At 57.4% G+C, this 19,349-nt stretch carries 16 protein-coding genes; 4 read left to right on the top strand and 12 right to left on the bottom strand.

The genetic code is table 11. From position 1 onward, the window contains the following. Positions 1-15: 15 nt before the first annotated feature. The 8 genes from FJD38_RS15535 to FJD38_RS15500 form a co-directional block, all read right to left on the bottom strand. Positions 16-1,038, bottom strand: a complete 1,023-nt coding sequence (locus FJD38_RS15535) for an ABC transporter permease (protein WP_146386134.1) — start codon at positions 1,036-1,038, stop codon at positions 16-18. Continuing rightward, positions 1,038-2,108 carry a microcin C ABC transporter permease YejB gene (locus FJD38_RS15530; protein WP_146386132.1) on the bottom strand — a complete coding sequence of 357 codons (1,071 nt, stop codon included), beginning with the start codon at positions 2,106-2,108 and terminating at the stop codon, positions 1,038-1,040. The genes FJD38_RS15535 and FJD38_RS15530 overlap by 1 nt, the downstream gene beginning before the upstream one ends. A 1-nt stretch (position 2,109) precedes the next feature. Beyond that, the gene (locus FJD38_RS15525; protein ID WP_146386373.1) at positions 2,110-3,978 is read right to left on the bottom strand and encodes an extracellular solute-binding protein; all 1,869 of its coding nucleotides are present in this window, start codon (positions 3,976-3,978) and stop codon (positions 2,110-2,112) included. 139 nt (positions 3,979-4,117) lie between these two features. Next, entirely contained in the window at positions 4,118-6,835 is a 2,718-nt protein-coding gene (locus tag FJD38_RS15520) for a TonB-dependent receptor (protein WP_146386130.1), read from the bottom strand. 275 nt (positions 6,836-7,110) lie between these two features. After that, positions 7,111-7,512, bottom strand: coding sequence for an ExbD/TolR family protein (locus FJD38_RS15515; RefSeq protein WP_122783591.1), 402 nt, complete (start codon positions 7,510-7,512; stop codon positions 7,111-7,113). After that, the gene (locus FJD38_RS15510) at positions 7,512-8,216 is read right to left on the bottom strand and encodes a MotA/TolQ/ExbB proton channel family protein (RefSeq protein WP_122783592.1); all 705 of its coding nucleotides are present in this window, start codon (positions 8,214-8,216) and stop codon (positions 7,512-7,514) included. The genes FJD38_RS15515 and FJD38_RS15510 overlap by 1 nt, the downstream gene beginning before the upstream one ends. Before the next feature lie 51 nt (positions 8,217-8,267). After that, positions 8,268-9,077, bottom strand: coding sequence for an energy transducer TonB (locus FJD38_RS15505; RefSeq protein WP_146386129.1), 810 nt, complete (start codon positions 9,075-9,077; stop codon positions 8,268-8,270). Positions 9,078-9,579: 502 nt separating this feature from the next. Continuing rightward, positions 9,580-11,385, bottom strand: coding sequence for an ABC transporter ATP-binding protein (locus tag FJD38_RS15500; protein WP_146386127.1), 1,806 nt, complete (start codon positions 11,383-11,385; stop codon positions 9,580-9,582). Between the two features lie 552 nt (positions 11,386-11,937). Between FJD38_RS15500 and FJD38_RS15495 the strand changes: the two genes are divergently transcribed. Beyond that, positions 11,938-12,162 (top strand): hypothetical protein, encoded by a 225-nt coding sequence (locus FJD38_RS15495; protein WP_122783595.1) that lies wholly within the window; start codon positions 11,938-11,940, stop codon positions 12,160-12,162. Positions 12,163-12,200: 38 nt separating this feature from the next. Here FJD38_RS15495 and FJD38_RS15490 read toward each other — a convergent pair whose 3' ends face one another. The 4 genes from FJD38_RS15490 to FJD38_RS15475 all read right to left on the bottom strand — a co-directional run bounded on the left by FJD38_RS15490 (position 12,201) and on the right by FJD38_RS15475 (position 14,844). Continuing rightward, on the bottom strand, positions 12,201-12,875 hold the full coding sequence (locus tag FJD38_RS15490; protein ID WP_146386125.1) for an RES family NAD+ phosphorylase: 675 nt from the start codon (positions 12,873-12,875) through the stop codon (positions 12,201-12,203). Beyond that, a complete protein-coding gene (locus tag FJD38_RS15485; protein WP_146386123.1) occupies positions 12,875-13,276 on the bottom strand; it encodes an MbcA/ParS/Xre antitoxin family protein in 402 nt (133 codons plus the stop codon). The genes FJD38_RS15490 and FJD38_RS15485 overlap by 1 nt, the downstream gene beginning before the upstream one ends. A gap of 80 nt (positions 13,277-13,356) precedes the next feature. Next, positions 13,357-14,445 (bottom strand): DUF1615 domain-containing protein, encoded by a 1,089-nt coding sequence (locus tag FJD38_RS15480; protein WP_146386371.1) that lies wholly within the window; start codon positions 14,443-14,445, stop codon positions 13,357-13,359. 57 nt (positions 14,446-14,502) lie between these two features. After that, positions 14,503-14,844: an FKBP-type peptidyl-prolyl cis-trans isomerase gene (locus FJD38_RS15475; protein ID WP_122783599.1), complete on the bottom strand. Its 342-nt coding sequence runs from the start codon at positions 14,842-14,844 to the stop codon at positions 14,503-14,505. Between the two features lie 293 nt (positions 14,845-15,137). Between FJD38_RS15475 and FJD38_RS15470 the strand changes: the two genes are divergently transcribed. The 3 genes from FJD38_RS15470 (at position 15,138) to FJD38_RS15460 (ending at position 19,349) form a co-directional block, all read left to right on the top strand. Next, positions 15,138-17,396 carry a FepA family TonB-dependent siderophore receptor gene (locus tag FJD38_RS15470; protein WP_146386121.1) on the top strand — a complete coding sequence of 753 codons (2,259 nt, stop codon included), beginning with the start codon at positions 15,138-15,140 and terminating at the stop codon, positions 17,394-17,396. Positions 17,397-17,523: 127 nt separating this feature from the next. Further along, positions 17,524-17,814 (top strand): iron transporter, encoded by a 291-nt coding sequence (locus FJD38_RS15465; protein WP_122783601.1) that lies wholly within the window; start codon positions 17,524-17,526, stop codon positions 17,812-17,814. Further along, positions 17,811-19,349: a PepSY-associated TM helix domain-containing protein gene (locus FJD38_RS15460; protein ID WP_146386119.1), complete on the top strand. Its 1,539-nt coding sequence runs from the start codon at positions 17,811-17,813 to the stop codon at positions 19,347-19,349. Before FJD38_RS15465 ends, FJD38_RS15460 begins: the two co-directional genes overlap by 4 nt.

Here is a 19,349-nt window from a genome sequence, read left to right as displayed (position 1 = left end):
TTCAGTGCTCATTATTCAAGTCCGTGGGTCGAAGGCATCGCGGCAGGCTTCACCGATAAATACCAGCAGCGACAGGATCAATGCCAACGCACAAAACGCGGTCAGGCCTAGCCACGGCGCTTGCAGGTTGCGTTTAGCCTGACCGATCAGTTCGCCCAGCGAGGCGGTGCCCGGTGGCATGCCGAAACCCAGGAAGTCCAGGGCGGTGAGGGTGGCGATGGCGCCAGTCAGAATGAAGGGCAGGTAGGTCAGGGTGGAGGTCATGGCGTTGGGCAGAATGTGCCGTCGCATCAGTGCGCCGTCGGTCAAGCCCAAGGCTCGCGCGGCCTTGACGTATTCCAGGCTGCGGCCACGCAAGAACTCGGCGCGCACCACGTCCACCAGCGCGAGCCAGCTGAACAGCGCCATGATGCCCAGCAACCACCAGAAACTCGGCGCGACAAAGCCGGACAGAATGATCAGCAGGTACAGCACCGGCAGCCCGGCCCAGATTTCCTGCACCCTTTGGCCAAACAGATCGACCAGCCCGCCGTAGAAACCTTGCAAGGCGCCGGCGGTAATGCCCACCACGGCACTGATGGCAGTCAGGATCAAGGCAAACAGGATGGAAATGCGCGCACCGAATATCACCCGTGCCAGCACGTCCCTGGCCTGATCGTCAGTGCCCAGCCAGTTGGTGGCGCTCGGCGGGCTGGGGGCGGGTTGCGTGAGGTCGTAGTTGACCGTGTCGTAGCTGAACGGGATGGGTGCAAATAACATCCAGCCGCCCTGATCGGTAATCAGCTTGCGCACATACTCGCTGCTGTAGTCAGGCTCGAAGGGTAGCTCCCCGCCAAAGTCGGTTTCGACGTAGTTGGAAATGATCGGAAAGTACCAGTGGTTTTTGTAATGAACCACCAGCGGTTTGTCGTTGGCGATCAGTTCGCCGCCCAGGCACACCACAAACAATGCCACGAAGATCCATAACGACCACCAGCCGCGGCGGTTGGCTTTGAAGTGCTTGAGGCGGCGTCGGCCCAGAGGAGAGAGGGTAAACATCAGGCAGTCCTCGCCGAGAAATCAATACGGGGATCGAGCAGCGTGTAGCACAGGTCCCCAATCAGCTTGATCAACAGGCCGAACAGGGTGAACAGAAACAGGGTGCCGAACACCACCGGGTAGTCACGTGACACGGCGGCTTCGTAGCTCATGCGCCCAATACCGTCGAGGTTGAAGATGGTTTCGATCAGCAAGGAACCGGCAAAGAACACTTCGATCAGCGCCTGTGGAATCCCGGCCACCACCAGCAGCATGGCGTTGCGCATCACGTGGCCATACAGCACACGGCTTTCGGTCAGGCCCTTGGCTCGGGCAGTGACCACGTATTGGCGGCTGATTTCGTTGAGGAAGCTGTTTTTGGTGAGGATGGTCAGCGTGGCAAACCCACCAATCACCAGCGCTGAAACGGGCAGCACCATGTGCCACAGGTAGTCGCCAATCTTGCCGAAAAAACTCAGGCTGTCGAAGTTTTCCGAGACCATGCCCTGTACCGGAAACCAGCTGACGTAACTGCCGCCAGCAAACACCACGATCAGCAAAATGGCGAACAGGAACGCTGGCATGGCGTAGCCGATGATGATCGCGGTGCTGGTCCAGACATCGAACGCACTGCCGTTGTGGATGGCTTTGCGGATGCCCAGCGGGATTGAAATAAGGTAAGTGATCAGGGTGGCCCATAAGCCCAGTGAGATGGACACCGGCAATTTTTGCAGGATCAGGTCGGTAACCTTGGCCCCGCGAAAGAAGCTGGTGCCGAAGTCCAGTTGCGCGTAATTCTTGAGCATCAGCCATAGACGCTCATGCATGGGCTTGTCGAAGCCGTAGTGCTTGGTGATTTCTTCAATCAGCGCCGGGTCCAGGCCACGGCTGCTACGGCTGACGCCACTGCTGCTGGCACCCATGTCGCGAGAGCCACCGCCCGCGGTGGCGCCGCTAAAGCCCTGCAAACGAGCAATGGCTTGTTCCACCGGGCCGCCGGGCGCGGCCTGCACGATCAGAAAGTTGACCACCAGAATGCACAGCAAGGTGGGGATGATCAGCAGTAAACGTCGACTGATGTAATGCAGCATGTCATTGAGCCTCCGACGTTGTACCGCTCACCGCGGCGTTGGTTTGCGCGGTTTTGCTGACTTCCCACCAGGTGTCCAGTCCCTCATCGAACTTGGGGCCAGAGGGTGGCATGCCGAAACGGTTTTGGTACACGGTCGGGGTGCCGACCGAGTAGTAGTTGGGAATCATGTAGTAGCCCCATTGCAGAACGCGGTCGAGGGCCCGTGCGTAATGCACCATGTCGTCACGGCTGTTGGCCTGCACCAGCCCATCAATCAAGCTGTCCACCGCCGGGTCGCGCAATACAAAGGCGTTGGAAGCACCCACTTGGGTAGCGCTGCGCGAGCCGTACATGTCGTACATTTCACGCCCCGGCGAGACGATAGGCTGACCGTTGCGAGGGAAGCCGACCACGATCATGTCGTAGTCGCGGGCGTTAAGGCGGTTGATATATTGGGCCGAGTCGATCTTGCGGATGTCCATCGTGATGCCGATCTGCGACAAGGTGCGCTTATACGGCAGGATCATGCGGTCAAAGCCGCCCTGACCGTCTAGGAAGGTGAAGCGCAGTGGCTCGCCCTGCGCGTTGACCAGCGTGTTGTTATGGGCCGTCCAGCCGGCTTCTTTGAGCAGGGCCAGCGCTTGCAGCTGTTTGTCACGGATATAGCCACTGCCATCGGTTTTGGGCGCGGCATAGATCTGGGTGAAGACTTCATCCGGGACTTTGCCGCGCAACGGTTCGAGGATCTGCAATTCGCGGGCATCGGGCAGGGCGGTGGCGGCCATTTCGCTCTTCGGCCAGTAGCTCTGCTGGCGCACATAAAAATTGCGCATCATCTGTTTGTTGGTCCACTCGAAATCCCACAGCAGACTGAGCGCCTGACGCACCCGGCGGTCCTGGAAAAAAGGATTTTGCAAATTAAAGGCGAAGCCTTGAGCTGCACCCGGTTTATCTTTGGCAAAGATGCCTTTTTGCAGGCGACCGTCTTTTAGCGAGGGGCTTTCATAGCCGATGCTGAAACCGGTGGCCGAGAATTCGCGGTTGTAATCAAAGGCACCTGCCTTGAGCAGTTCGCGGGCCACGTCGGTGTCGGAGTAGAAATTCACGCTCAGGCGGTCAAAGTTGTACAGGCCCTTGCTCACCGGCAAGTCTTTGCCCCACCAGTTCTTGTTGCGTTCAAAGGTGATGCTGCGCCCCGGGTCGACCCGTGACACGGTATACGGGCCACTGCCCAGCGGCGCCTCAAAGCCGCCGCCATTACTGAAGTCACGGCTCTGCCACCAGTGTTGCGGCAGAATTCGCATGCTCGCAAGGTCCAGCGCCAATGTACGGTTCTGGTCACTCTTGAAGTCGAAGCGCACTTGCAACGGGCCTTCAATGACTACGTCTTTGACCTCGCCATAGAGCATGCGATAGCTCAGGCTGCCTTTGGTCATGAGGGTGTTGTAGGTAAAAGCAACGTCTTGCGCGGTGATGGGGGTGTCGTCGGCAAAACGGGCTTTGGGGTTTAGGTAAAAACGCACCCACAGGCCGTCAGGATCGCGCTCCATCGTTTGCGCCACCAGCCCGTAGACGGTGTAAGGCTCATCCAGTGAACGGAACGCCAGAGGCGAATACACCCACTGATCAATCCCCGCGACACCGGTACCTTGATCCACATAAGGGCTGATGTAGTTGAATTGGCCGATTTCCATGGACGATCGAGTCAATGAACCGCCTTTGGGCGCTTGTGGATTGACGAAATCGAAGTGCTGGAAATTGGCTGGATATTTGGGCGCTTCACCATAGACCGTCATGGCCTGGCTGGGCGCAGCATTAGCGCTCAGGCACACGCATGACAGCACGGGTACCCACAGAGAGCGGAGCAGGGGCAGGAAAAATGCAGACATCATGGGGCTTCCTTGTACCGCGTGTTGAACCGTTGACTGCCTGGAAAAATCCCCGCCGCAGTGCGCGTTAAACAGCGGCAGGGTCGCGATTTCGCAGTTAAACCGTTGCTGGCAGGTGTCTGCCAGCAACGGTGCTCACTCAGAAATGGTAAGTGGCACGGGCGAAGAAAGTACGGCCCATTGGATCGGCATAACGTGGATCGTATCCGGTCTGGAAGTTGTAGGTTTGATTGGTGAACGGCGGGTTGCGGTCAAACATGTTTTTGATCCCCACGTCCAGGTCCACGGTTTTGTCGAACGTGTAACCGCCGGAGATGTCCCACAGCGTGTAAGACGCTACACGGGAGTGAGTCTCGGTGTCGTAGTCGTCATAACCGCTGGTGAAGCGGTTGACCAACGAGGCACGGTACGCGCCCAGGTTCCAGGTACCGCTCAGTACGTGCTTCCAGCGTGAAATTACGCCCGTGCCTTCAAACGCATCGGCGCGGTCGGTGTACGAACCGCCAATGGTGGTCTGGTAGTCGTAGCGCGAGACATACGTGCCCTGCAGGCCCAGGCCGAACTGGCCGTAAGGGGTGTTGGGGAATTTGTAGTCCATCGACACGTCGACACCGCTGGTTTTAACCGCACCCAGGTTGGCCAGGCCGGTCTGCACGTAGGCCAGCGAACCATCGGCGTTGCGCACAAAGCGGTCGGCGTACGTACCTGCCTCGTCGAATACGGTGGACTCAGGGAACTCCTCAATCTGGTTGGCGATATGAATCCACCAGAAATCAAGCCCCACCGACAGGTTGCGCACCGGCTGATAGACAAAGCCTACGGTCACGTTACGGGCTTTTTCGGGTGACAGTTGGGTGTTGCCGCCGGTGCGGTTGAGAAATTGCTGGCCGCAGTCACGTCCGGCGTTGCCGCCGGGCTGTACGACACCGCCTGCGCACAGTACTGGGTCGTTATAGCTGCCTTGGGTGTAGGTGGTATAGGGCGTGTTGTACAGCTCGTAGAGTGACGGTGCACGAAACCCTTCACTGTAGGCGCCGCGCACCACCAGTTCTTTAACAGGCTGGTAGCGGAACGAGTATTTGGGGTTGGTGGTGTTGCCGAAGTCGCTGTATTTGTCGTGACGCACGGCGGCAGACAGTTCGAGGCTGTCGAGCACTGGCACGTTCAGCTCGGTGTACACCGCCTTGACAGTGCGATCGCCCTGAACACTGGCCTCCGAGGTGACGCCCAGGCTGCCGACGTCGTCGAGGAAAGGCTCGTAGTTCTGGTGGAACTTCTCCTGACGGAATTCGCCACCGATGGCCAGGCCTGAAGGCCCTGCGCCGAACCAGTCGCCGACTTCACGGCTCATGCGACCGTCCAGGCCCGTCACGCGGCCTACGGATGAGGAGTACTGGCCGTGGTAACGGCTGGAATCGATCAGCGCCTGCCCGGCAGCTGTTTGCGGGCCGAACGGGTTGATGATGCCGTCAGCGATGCCGTCGATCATGGCGGCGTCGCTGATATAGCCGTTGGTGAGGCTGGATACAACTTTGTTCTGGTTATACGACGCGCCGACGTTGTAATCCCAACCCTTGGCCACACCGTCGAAGCTCAGCACCAGACGCTGGCTGGTGTTCTGGTCTTTGGATTGGCGGGCGCCGGCAGCGGTTTCGCGCCAGTTCAGATCAATGGGTTGAGTCGGGTCGAAACCGGGGATGGTAGAACCGGGCGTCACACCATTGCCGGGGTAGTAGGGTGAGGTCGGGTCCATGGTCAAACCGCTCAGGGGCGCAGGGCCGACTGACGTGGCATTGTTGTTGCGCGCAAAGAAGTACTCGAGGTTGACGTTGTCTTCATCGGTAATTTTGCCGGTGGCTCGACCAAAGAATGAGGTTTTTTCGGTCTCGGGAATCAAGTCGATGTACTCGCGCGTGCTGAAGCGGCACACGCCTTGACGCGACACCAGGCCCGGCCCGTCGCAGTTGCTGCCCGCCAGCGGATTGGTGTTGACCCCGTTCTGGCCGTAGTTGGCCGGGAACGCAGTGCCGGAGGTTCCGTCCAGGCCACGGCCGGGGTCGTAGGCGCTGGTAAAGGTACGGTCCTTGGCCCGCAGGCTGTCCTGCTTGTTGTAACCCACCACGCCCATGACATTGAAGCGGTCTTTTTCCAGGTCGCCATAACCCCAGCTGGCGTTGAGGTCGTGGCTGCTGCCACCCCCGCTGGCATCCGCGCCTTCACCGCCCAGCGACAGCGTACCGTCGGTCATCGATTTTTTGGTGATGAAGTTGATCACGCCGCCAATGGCGTCGGTGCCGTACAACGCCGAGGCGCCGTCGCGCAGCACTTCGACGCGGTCGATAGCGGCGAACGGGATGGTGTTCAAGTCAACCGCGGAACCGTCGATGGCGTTGTTGCCTAACCGTCGCCCGTTGAGCAGCACCAGGGTTTTATTGGCCCCGATGCCGCGCATGTCGGCAAAGCTGGCACCGCCGGTTGAGCTGCCTACCGACCTAGCGGCGTTTTGCAGGCTTTGGTTACCGGTGACGCGCTGCATGATTTCGGCGGTGGTGGTCACGCCTTCATTGCGCAATTGCTCGACGCGCAGAATGGTGATGGGCACCGCGGTTTCGGCATCAACCCGGCGAATGGCCGAGCCAGTCACTTCGACGCGATCCAGTTGCGTAGTGGCAGGTGCGGCAGCCGCGTCTGCGCTCACGGCGACGGCGCTGGATGAGCCCTCAGCGTCTGTGGCTTCAGCAGCCTGTAACTGACCTGCGCTAATCCCCAACGCCATGACGTACAGAGGCACGAATCGATGCCGTTGCAAGCTGGCAACGAGGGGCTTGAGGGTAAAACCTGAACGCTTCATCTGCATGGTTACTTCCGACTTTTTTAGACGTTTATTGGAATGGCCTTATGGGCCCTCATGACTCCAGATGGGTTGTGTCGACCCGGGCAAAACACTTTCTTCAAGCAAGCCGCTCCCCTGCATGGGCTGAAAGCCCTTGCGCGGCATGTGTATCGTGTGGTGTTAAAAACCCCTCACCCCAGCCCTCTCCCAAAGGGAGAGGGGGCTAAAGGCAGAAGCCTATTTGCGCAACAGCACTTATCAGCTCCCTCTCCCTTTGGGAGAGGGGTGGGGTGAGGGCCTCATTTGGCGGTCATCACGGAAATCTTGCTGATCCCCGAACGCTCAATGGAAGCCATGGCCTTGGCCACCTGGCCGTAGTTGACCCCTTCATCCGCCTGCAACTGCACGCGTACTTCCGGATCCTTGGCTTTCACTTCCTGAAGGCTTTTTTCCAGCAGCTCAGGGGCCACTTCGTTCTTGGCCAGAAAGAACTTGCCGTCCTGATCAACACTGACCACCACCGGGTCTTTCTTTTGCTCCGACACCACGGCGTCGGTCTTGGGCAGGTTGATCTTGATGGCGTTGGTCATCATCGGCGTGGTGACAATAAACACCACCAGCAGCACCAACATCACGTCCACCAGCGGGGTGACGTTCATTTCACTGAGGACTTCGTCGCTGTCCTGGGTTGAGAAAGACATCAGCTCGCCTCCCGCACAGCGGTGCGCTTATTGGAAATGGCCTGGCGGTCGATGGCGAACGCGCTGCGTTGGGCGAGTGCATCGAAGTCGTGAGCGAAGTCGTCCATATTGGCCGAGGCCAGTTTCAGACGGCGCAGGAAGAAGTTGTAAATCAGTACCGCGGGTACGGCGACGGCAATGCCCACGCCGGTGGCGATCAGCGCATGACCGATAGGGCCGGCCACCGTTTCAAGACTGGCAGATCCGCTGACACCGATACTTTGCAGCGCTTCCATGATGCCCCACACCGTACCGAACAGACCGATGAAAGGCGCGGTGCTGCCAATACTGGCGAGAATGGCCTGACCGCTTTCCAGCGAACGACGTTCCTTCTGAATCTGCTGGCGCAGGTTGCGCTCCAGACGGTCGGAGCGGTTGATGGTGTGCGCCAGTTGTTGGGTATTGCGTGGTGTGTCATCGACGATCATGGCCTCAAAGCCACTGTTGGCAATGCGCGCCAAAGAGCCTGGGTACTGGCTGGCGTGTTCCGCGGCAGTGAGCAGGTCGGGAGCGGCCCAGAAGGCTTTGCTGAATTGGTTATTCTGCGATTTCTGACGCAGGTACTGCGATGACTTGATGAGCAGCAAGGCCCAGCTCATCACCGAAAACAGTACCAGTGCCCACAGCACCCCAGGGACAATCATTGAAGACAGAGATTCGTTCATGGCTACACCTCGCACAGTGTCTAACTAAGTAAGTGTCGGTAACCGACAGGGTTATTCCGGTAATTTGAAAGCGATGGTCTGGGTGGCAAAACCTTCAATGGGTGTGTCGCCGCGTTTGGCCGGCACAAACTTCCAGTTGCGAACCGCTTCTACAGCCGCGTCATCCAATGCCTGCTTGCCGCTGGACTTGGTCACTTCCACGGTGCCGGCACGGCCGTTGGGCAGCACTTTGATGCGCAACACCACGGTGCCTTCCCAACTGCGGCGCAACGCCAGAGACGGGTATTGCGGCGGTGGGTTGCCCAAACTCGCCAACCCGGATACGGCTGCGGTTTCTTTAACCGGGCCGGGCGCTGCGGCGGGCGCTGGTGGGGCGGTTGGCGCCGTTGGTGCTGCGGGTGCAGCCGGTGCCGGTGGTGCAGGTTTGACCGGCTGTGGCTTTTGCACCGGTTTAGGCTTGACCACTGGCTTGGGTTTTTCGATGGGCTTGGGTTTCTCCACCGGCTTGGGCGGTTCCTTGACCGCATCCTCATCCACCTCCGGTGTTTCGGGTTCGGGCGGTGGTGGGGGCGGCGGCGGTTCTTCCACCGGAGGGGCCGGCGGCGCGGGGCTGGTCAGCTCAACGGTCATTTCCGGTATTTCGGGTGGGGTGATCAACGGTTCAGCCTTGGCCTGCTGGAAAAACCACCAGGCGCTGGCGTGCAGCAACACCACCGCGCCAATCAACATAATGATCTGCGGCTTGCCCAAACCCCCCGGCTGCGAGGTATTGGGCACATGTTTGATGTGCGTCCACTGTTTAATCCGTTCAGCATCTAGCACTGGCGCTGGGCGGGTCTGGTTTTTTACCTCGTCACTCATTAACAGTCCCTCGACTAAATGAAGGGCAATAAGGCTCCGTTCGCCCTTGCACGCAGGGACGAGAATGGTCGGTTCAGTCGTTCGATAAGTGAGGTTTCACTTATCTCTAGCGTTAAGGGCTACGTGGCAAATACTTCATCTTGGCTCCCGATAAATCGGTGATAAGTCAGTGCCTGAAGCACGTGTAGTTTTGTTAAGTTAAGTAAAGCAACGGCTGTGCCAAGAACGTCAAAGTTGGGTGCATGGCAGGATAAATAAGTACGGCATTTAGAGTGTTTTATAAACAGGGTTAGTGCCTATGTTGCAGGCCCCTTATTTATAAATTACTCGCGACTAAGTGGGGTATTAAGATTGTTGGACAATCTGACACTAAAGCATTGCTGTCCTGAATAAGTGCACCAAAGTGACAGGAGTGTGCCAAGTATTAGTGCACTTATTTGTTCAGTTTATTCGGTAAAACGGTTTTAATTTAAAGCGCTGGGTTTGACACGTGTGTTGAGCATCAGGCAGTTGTCAGCGTGGGGTCGGTTTCGCTTAATGCCCCCTCTGATTGATGCTGCCATAGCCGGTAATACAGCCCGCGGCGCTCCAGCAATTGGGCATGGCTGCCGTCTTCGATAATGGTGCCCTTATCCAGTACAACGATGCGGTCCAGATGGGCAATGGTCGAAAGGCGGTGGGCCACGACCAGCACCGTCTTGTCCGCCATGATGTCATCCAGGCTGCCCTGGATGAGGCTTTCAGTCTCTGAGTCGAGGCTGGCAGTGGCCTCATCAAGGACCAGTATCGGTGCGTTTTTAAGTAACGCACGAGCGATTGCAATGCGCTGGCGCTGGCCACCCGACAGTTTGACCCCGCGTTCACCGATCAAGGCGTTATAACCGTCCGGCATTTGCAGGATAAAGTCATGGGCATGAGCACGTTTTGCGGCCTGCACAATATGTGCGTCACTGGCGAGTACATCGCCATAGCCAATGTTTTCTTTTAAGGTGCGATGAAACAGACCGGGCTCTTGAGGAATTAAACCAATATGACGATGTAATGACTGTTGAGTCATATTCTGGATGTCCGTACCGTCAACTTCAATGGTTCCACTTTGCGGGTCATAAGAGCGCAGTAAAAGACTCAGCAGGGTGGACTTTCCAGAACCTGACTGGCCAACAATACCGACCCGTTGGCCTGCGCGAATGTGCAAATTGAAGTTTCTGAAAATCGGCGCGCCGGGGTTATAGCTGAAGTTGACATTACGAAACTCAATCACGCCTTTGTTGATAACAGCCGGTTGGGCTTTTTCCCGGTCGGGCATTTCATGAGGTTGCAGCAGCGTATTGATGCTGTTTTCAATGTTGCCGACAAACTCGAACAAGTGCATGAACTGCATGCTGAGAAAACTGCATTGCGCCACAATCATCAGGCCCAGAGTTGCAACCATGACCAATTGACCGACATCGATTTTGCCCAACTGCCACAAGTACAACGCCAGGGCCACCAGACCGACCCGCAACAGGATCGATAAACTGTCCTGCAACAGGCGGATTTTTTCCTGATAGAAGAAGGAACGCTGGGCGGCTTTCTTTTCTTTGGCCTGAAAGCGGGTCAAGTAGTCGAGTTCAAAACCCTGGCGGGCAAACAGGCGGATGCTGCTCAGGTTGCCTACCGCATCAACAATCTTGCCGGTGGTGACACTGCGTGTTTGCGCATGTTCATGGGCGAGTACTTGAGCTTTACGCGACAGCGCGTACGCCAACAGGGAGTAACACATCACCCACACCAGCAAGCTCAGGCCAAGCCACGGCGAGGCCAGCGTCAACAGCACGAGACTTGTGATCAACACCGCCAGAATCGGCAGCATCTCCACGATCAATACCCACGTGGTGTCCAACAGACCAATACTGCCTTCACTGATCCGTTGGGCCAGACTGCCAGCAAAGTGCTCGCCGAAATAACGCGGTGAGTGTTGTTGCAGATAGGCAAACAGGTCACGGGTGATGCGCACTTTCTGATGCGGGCGAACCATGATCATGCAAAAGGTAGCGCCCCGGGCACAGAGCATCTGCGCGACCCCAAGGCCCAATAAAAGACCGAGTGCAGGGAGACTGGCCTGTAGCAGGTCGCTCTGATCCCATAATCCGTCACTCACCGCCCCGGTAATGCGGCCAATGGCATAAGGCATCAAGGTCGCGGTCATGGCGGCGCCGATTTGCAGGAGTGCAATGCCCCAGTACCAGCCGGGATAGAGGCGGATGTAGTGCCACACGAAGGCCCACGGCCGATCAGGAGGAACGGTAATAGCGTCAACTTCAGACATGACTGACCTTTCTTGGATAAGGACAAACGAGTCGATGTGGCAGCACACACGGCGCCGCCAGGCACGCAGGTTGTCGATCACGGAGTACGTCTAGCAAACGCCCAGCGCACAGAGCGGGGCGTCACAGCGCGGGTCGGGCTATGTGTCGGTGCCCGGAGAACAAGGGCGCAGAGGCAGGGGGCGCAAAGGGGTCGTGCGGCGAGGCATGGTTGGCATAAGGCACACTAAGCACATCGTGAATATTCCTTTATAACAGCGGGTCTTGGACCTGACTTTTGGCCAGTCCTTGCACTGAATGCGGACGTGGATGCCGTCCCTGCTCGCAATGGGGGCGTTACAGCCACCCTGGGCGTTGTGTGCCCGGCCTGAAGATTACGAACGAGAAATGACAAGAAATATTTGTGCCAAGTTGTAACTTTTGTTCTGTAAATGTTCAGATTTGTTGGTTTGGGTAAAGATTTCGAGGGCGAGCGGGGGGTGTGTGACGGGGGATTTGCGTTTTTGGACGATGCGGGTACTGTGTGGCCCGGTTCACATTGACCAGGGATACCCATGCGCAGAGAGATAGGCTATTGGCACCGCGAAGGCCGTGAGTTGTTCTATTACCTGGAATTCAAACCGGACACCGCCGAGTTTTACCTCACCTGTGAGCACACGCCTGCAGAAGGCGAGGGCAGTGTGCGTTCGGTGTTGCTCAGTGAAGCGCGGGGCGAGCGCTATTACGAAGATGCACTGTTGATTATCAAGGAGGAATTGTTCAAACAGTGCATCGTGTGACACAGCGGTGTTGGTTTAAACCGGTGTGTGGGTTGTGTTTAAAACGCGACTTCACTGATCTGTAACACCCACGCAATGGCCTGCTGCTTGTCATCCCAGACATAACGAAAGTGCGGGCCTTGAACCGGCAGCGACAGGGCTGGAGGGCGAAAGGCTGCTACGCATTCGTGACCTTTGAGCCGCACGCTCTTGTACAGCAGCCCCCAGGCACCGTCTTCGCGCAAAGGGCGGGCGAAGGCCTGGCAGGTGCCATAGGTCTCGGGCGAGGGGTGGTGCAGCGCTGTTTTTCGGCGCACATCGATCATCGGCTGACAGATCTGATTGATGTAGGTACGCAGAGTGATTTCGATACTGGCTTCGCACGTGGCGCGCCAGAATTGCTCCTGATGAAAGCAGGTTTCGGCAATCGCCGCTTCAACGCTGCTGGCGCAGTAATACACGCCATAGCTGCCATCGGTAAAACGGCTGGCTCGACCTATATGGGTGAACGCAGCCATCACCGGGGTGGACCCTGCACCACACAGGCGGTCTTGCGGGCTAACCCGGGTGATCAAGCCCGCCTGATCGCGCAGGCGGTCATTGGTCAAACTTTCAAGCGCAAAGGCGATATCAAGGTCTGCCGGGTCAAGGGTGTCTTCAAACACCGAGATGGGCGGGAACGCGCTGTTGATGATTCGCCATGCGTTGTCCCATGCGGGCAGCACCGCCCGCATCAACCACGTACGCCATCGAGATAGCGTCGCACGTCAGCCAGATCGACCACTTGACCGCCCAGCATGTAACTCAATGCACTTTGGCCGTTGAATGGCGCTGCGGTATTGGGCTTGTGCACCCAGCCGTAGGCGCGTTCCGGCTGATTGCTGAACAAAATGCGCAAGGATTTATGGATGCCCATCAGGTAGGAAATACGTTCAAGGGTATCGTGGGGCAGGCGCACGACGGGCAGCTTTTTATATTTGAAATAGGTGGTATTGCCGATGGCCCCCAGTAAGGTGCATTGCTGATCCTTGGTGCAACCCCAATGTTGCATCAGGTTGAAGAAAAAGGTCAGCGCAACGCGGCCTGCCTCCGGGCTGTTGATGTCGGGTTCGATGTGTCGGGCTGCGAGTCCCATAGGATTGTCCTTGGAATGATTAGGATCGACACTACTCCACATCTGGTGTTTCTCAACTGAATTGTTCGTATCTGAATTTATCATAGGCTTGGCTGCGCTTTAGCCCGGTTCATACAGCGTTGCCGCCGTTCATCGACACGCTGGGCAAACCAGGCAGTCGTCAGATTACGGGTGATTTTAGGGCTTTGCAGGGAAATACCCGGCAATACGGCGCGGGGCAGTGGCTGGCCATTTTTGCGGTCTGCGAGGGCATAGACGCGCTGGTAAACCGCCGTGTCGTTTAAGTCCAGGCTGTTGCCTTTGAGCAGCTGGTTGCGAATGGCGTTTTCGCTGAGATCCAACTGTTTGCCTAATGCGCGAACGGCTCGTTCGGTGGCACCGACCGCATAGGAATCAGGAATGGTCAGATCGCCATCCAGTGCCAACGGGATACCGGAAGCCTTGCTGACAGCATTTTGGAACGCAGCATTACGACTGGCGTACCAGCCGGCATTGAAGTCGGCGAAGCGGTACAGTGATCGTGGGTAATCCACCGGATACCCCAATAAGTGAGCAATGCCGAAATACATGCCGCCACGTCGGGTGAAAACCTCATGACGAATCGACTCGGTGACTGGATACGGATAATCGCGTGCCTGTTTTTGTGCAAAAGCGATGCTGACCTGCATCGGGCCGCCGGTGTGTACCGGGTTCAAACTGCCAAACAGGGTTTTACCCAGCGGTACCATGCCAATGAAATCATCGAAAATCGCGCTCAGTTGGCCCTCGGTTCGGGCCGTATCCAGGCGCTGGTTATAGGTCTTGCCATTGGGCGAAGTGATATTCAGCGCACTGCGCAGCACAAATTCCGGGATATGCAGCTTGCTGGCGCGCCGGTTGATTTCGCTGCGTGCGATTTTCGCCAGACCCGGTACGGGTGGGTCTGCCTGAAAGGTCGACTCTTGCTCAGTGACGGCCAGCACCGAGCAAATGTTTTCATCTGTCGGGTCCAGTTCTTGGACGGCAAAGGCGGTCTGTATATCAGTCGCCCAACCTTGACGGTCCTGCACGGTGCTCGGGAGCAGTTGTACGATCCGTGCACGTATTTGATCCGGCGAGCGCACCGGTTGCGCTGGCTGAGTGCTACAACCCGCCACGGTTATGAATAGAGCAAGCGTCAAAAACCGCATGAAGAATCGATTCACTCGCGCTTATCTCCTGAAAATCATCCTATTTATGACGCGAGCTCAATCGTCGCGCGTCAGCACTTCCAGCAGTTCGATCTCAAAGGTCAGGTCTGAGTTCGGCTTGATATGGGCGCCCATGCTTCTTTCACCATAGGCCAGCTGTGCGGGCACCAGCAGTTTGCGTTTGCCACCCACCTGCATGCCCATCAAACCGATGTCCCAGCCCTTGATCACGCGACCGGTGCCAATGACACACTGGAACGGCTTGCCACGTTCGTGAGATGAGTCAAACACCGTACCGTCTGCCAGCCATCCAGTGTACTGCGTGGTGATCAAGGCGCCTTTAACCACGGTTTTACCTTCGCCACGGTGCAGGTCGATTATTTGGAGTTCTTGGGTCATGGGGGCAAGCTCAAAAGAGGGACGTTAAGTCAGGTTGATAATGCGGTGTATTTCAGCTGTTTTACATTTTGTAATGAAATTAATCTGCAGGAATAGCCCATAGAGACTGGGAAACTGCAATCTCGCAAATGAGTAGCAGTATCATTTGCGCTTTACTCTTAAATGAGATTCTTTATCATTGCGCGTCTCGCAGTGCCGGGAATAGCTAGACACGTTGTGCCCTTTGGGCCTGCGCGAGCGATTTCCAGCCTATGGCCTGCTGAGCATTCTCCCTGGTTAAGGATCAACTGGACATGCCGTCTCGATTTAAACGCAGTCATTTCTCACTGGCTATCCTGGCCGCTCTGACGTCGCCAACGTTACTGGCTGACACGCTGGAACGCGAACGCGATGAAGTGCCGATAGAAGCCAGCGACCTGCCGGTCGACGGGACGAGACAAGCACTGCAACTTGAAGAAACCCGTGTGCTGGGCACCGCCGCACAAGAATTGAAACAGGCACCGGGTGTCTCGATTATCACCGCAGAAGACATCAAGAAGCGCCCACCCGCGAATGATCTTTCCGAAATCATCCGCCGTGAGCCGGGGGTCAACTTGACGGGTAACAGCGCCAGTGGTGCTCGTGGCAACAACCGCCAGATCGATCTGCGCGGCATGGGCCCGGAAAACACGCTGATCCTGATTGACGGCAAACCGTCTGCTTCACGCAACGCCCAGCGCTATGGCTGGAGTGGAGACCGTGATACCCGTGGCGAAACCAACTGGGTGCCGGCCGAAGAAGTCGAACGTATTGAAATCCTGCGTGGCCCGGCCGCCGCTCGCTACGGTTCCGGGGCGATGGGCGGGGTGGTGAATATCATCACCAAGAGGCCCGCCGACAAACTCAGCGGCTCGCTGACAGCCTATTACCTGTCACCTGAAGACAAGGCCGAAGGCATTAGTAAACGCACCAACTTCAATCTCAGCGGCCCGATCACCGAAGATCTGGTATTTCGCGTGTATGGCGGTGTGAACAAGACCGATGCTGACGATCCCGGCATCAACACGGCCGCGCAAGCGTCACCCGACAGTGTGGTGGCCGGCCGTGAAGGGGTGCGCAACAAAGACGTCAATGGCTTGCTCAGCTGGCAGTTCACCCCTGAGCAGAGTCTCGATCTGGAGGCCAGTTACAGTCGTCAGGGCAACATCTTTGCCGGTGACACCATGCTCAACAGTGGCGGAGATTTTGTTAACAGCCTGACCGGTAAAGAAACCACTGTGCTTCAGCGCAGCACCTTTTCCGCGACGCACAATGGCGTGTTTGACTGGGGCTCAACCAAAGCGTCGCTGACGCACGACCTGACCCGCAACTCACGTTTGAATGAAGGCCTGGCCGGTTATGGTGAAGGCGCACCTTCTGAAAGCGCCGGCTCGTTTGAGTCACGCTTGCGCAATACGCGGGCCACAGGTGAATTGAACCTGCCGTTGCACATGGGCACAGAGCAGGTGCTGACGGTGGGCGGCGAATACCTTTACGAATCGTTGAATGATCCGGGCTCGTTGCGTCCGCAAAGCTGGGACCCTGGCGCGGATGGCACTCCGGGGCTGCCAGGCACCGACCGCACACAAACCAAAACAACCGCCAACAGTTATGCGTTTTACGTTGAAGACAACATCGAAGTCGGTGCCAAAACCATTGTCACGCCGGGGGTTCGATTCGATCACCATAATGAGTTCGGCGGCAACTGGAGCCCGAGCCTCAACGCGTCTCATCAGATCACCGATGAACTGAGCATCAAGGGAGGTATAGCCCGTGCCTATAAAACCCCGAACCTGTATCAATCCAACCCCAACTACCTGTTGTACAGTCGCGGCCAGGGTTGCAGTTCCGTCGAGGTGAACCTCGGTGGTTGCTATCTGGTGGGTAACCCCGACCTCAAGCCGGAAATCAGCATCAACAAAGAGATTGGCCTGGCGTTCGACAAAGGAACGTGGCGCACCAGCGGTACGTATTTTCGCAACGACTATCAAAACAAGATCAACGCCAGTAACGAAGCAGTATTCCGCTTGCCCAACGGGCGTCGTGTCCTGCAATGGGAGAACAGTGGCAAGGCCATTGTGCAAGGGATCGAGGGCAACCTGTTTGTCAGCCTGCGCGACGATCTGGACTGGAACACCAACCTGACCTACATGATCGAAAGCAAGGACAAGGAAACCGGTGATCCGTTGAGCATCATTCCAAAGTACACCTTGAATACGATGCTCGACTGGTACGCTACAGAAAAACTGTCCTTCCAGGTCAGTGGCACCTACTACGGCAAGCAGGAAGCGCCCAAGCGCAACAACCGGGCTAACGAAGAACTCGACAAGTCGGTACAGATTCCGCTCGATCCCTACGGTTTGGTAGGCGTGAGCAGTGGTTATGAGTTCAATAAGCACCTCAGCGTGCGCCTGGGCATCAATAACCTGTTCGACAAGCACTTGTACCGCAAGGGCAACTCGGATGAGGCCGGGGCGCAGACCTACAACGAAGCGGGCCGTGCTTATTTCGCCTCGGTGACCAGTTCGTTCTGATCCTCTGGTGGGCCCTGTCACAGTTGGCTGTGCGGGCATTTATGGCGTGACATCTGAAGTAGCGGGTGTCGCGCCGTTGTCGCATCTGGCGCAGGCAAAAAAACAGAGCATGTGAAGGATTGAACCCATGAAACTTGCAACCTCGGCCTGGCTGCCGATCCTGTCCCGCACACTGGCAGCACTGGTGGGCGGCTATGTCTTTACCTATGCCTTTACGGCGGCTTTGGCGCGGGTATTACCGCTGGACAATGTGGACTCGCTGATCGTTGCCAGCCTGCTGTCTTTTGTGATCTACACCCTGGCTATTTTGTGGGCCTTCGCTGCCCGTCATCAGTGGGCTGCCTGGATGGGCCCGGTATTGGCGGTGCCGTTAGCCACAATCGGTTTTTGGCCGCAATGGCTGGAGCGTCTTGGATGAAACAGACCCTGACCCAATCAATGGCCTGGCTGCACACGTGGGGCGGCTTGATTGTCGGCTGGTTGTTGTTGGTGATTTTTCTGACCGGCAGCCTGGCGGTGTTTGATCAGGAACTCGATAACTGGATGCAGCCGGAGTTGCCTGCGCACCACCTGAGCGATGAGCAGGCAGTGCAATTGGCGCTGGGCTATCTGAGTGAACACAAGGCCGATGCCAGGCAGTGGGGTATCAGCTTGCCCAACGAACGTTCGCCCCAGCTTCAGGCTTCAACCGGCGGGCGCCGTGATGGCGTTTCGGTGAGTCTGGACCCCGACACCGGCGAGGTCTTGCCGGTGCGTGAAACGGCAGGCGGGATGTTCTTTTTCGGTTTCCACTTCACCTTGCACCTGCCGCGCATGATCGGCATTTATCTCGTGGGCGCGTTGGCAATGGGCATGCTGGCTGCATTGATCAGCGGCATCGTGATTCATAAAAAATTCTTCAAGGAGTTCTTCACCTTCCGCCCGGCCAAGGGGCAGCGCTCCTGGCTAGATGCCCATAATGCGAGCGCTGTGCTGTTGCTGCCGTTCCACCTGATGATTACTTACAGCGGTCTGGCGATATTTTTGATCATCTACATGCCGGCCGCGATGGACGCGTTGTTTGATGGCAACCGTGAAGCCTTTTTCAAGGCCCAAGATGCAGCGCCTGCGGTGCGCGAAGCTGCACGCGGAGTACGAGCCGAACCTGCTCCTCTGGTGCAGATGGCTCCGCTGCTGGCCAAAGCCCGTGAGGTGATGGGGCCCTTGGGAGGGGTGAGTATCAGTAACCCCGGGCAGAGCACTGCCGAAATCCAGATTCGGCCACTGCTGGGCAACCGCATCGCCCTGACCAAGGGCCAGGGTATGCGGTTTAACGGGGTCACTGGCGAACAGCTGTCCGGGCCGACAGACATGCGAGCCAGCGTTCTCACGCACCGAGTTATTTCCGGGCTGCACTTCGCTCAATTTGGTGGATACCCGATGCGCTGGCTGTACTTTGTGTGCGGTTTGATCAGCACTGCCATGATCGGCAGCGGCCTGGTCTTGTTCACGGTCAAGCGTCGACGGAAATACGCCAGTGAAGGCCGGGTAGGGCAGGTGCTGTATCGGCTGGTTGAAGCAATAAACGTGGCCGTCATGGCTGGTTTGTGTCTGGCTTGCATCAGCCTGCTGTGGGCCAATCGGTTGCTGCCTGCGGGCATGACAGACCGCGGGGCGGCCGAACTGAATGTGTTCTTTTGCATCTGGGCGTTGAGCGTGGGCCATGCCCTGTTTCGTTCGCGGATGCAGGCCTGGCGTGAGCAATTGGCGGTGGCGGGGGTGATGTGCCTGACATTGCCGTTGCTCAGCGTATTGACGGTCAACGCCCCGTGGGCACTTCCCAGCCGTGCAGGTGTGGAACTGACAGCGATGGGCCTGGGGGCTTTATTGCTGTGGGCCAGCTGGAAAGTCTCGCAACCGGCGGCGGTGCGTATGCCGCGTCGTAACAGTGGTGCAATGGCTGAGGGCAACTGA

It is taken from the genome of Pseudomonas saxonica (assembly GCF_007858365.1).
Taxonomy (GTDB): domain Bacteria; phylum Pseudomonadota; class Gammaproteobacteria; order Pseudomonadales; family Pseudomonadaceae; genus Aquipseudomonas; species Aquipseudomonas saxonica.
Note: the sequence above shows the minus strand (reverse complement) of the source record. Positions and strands in the feature narration are given on the sequence as shown.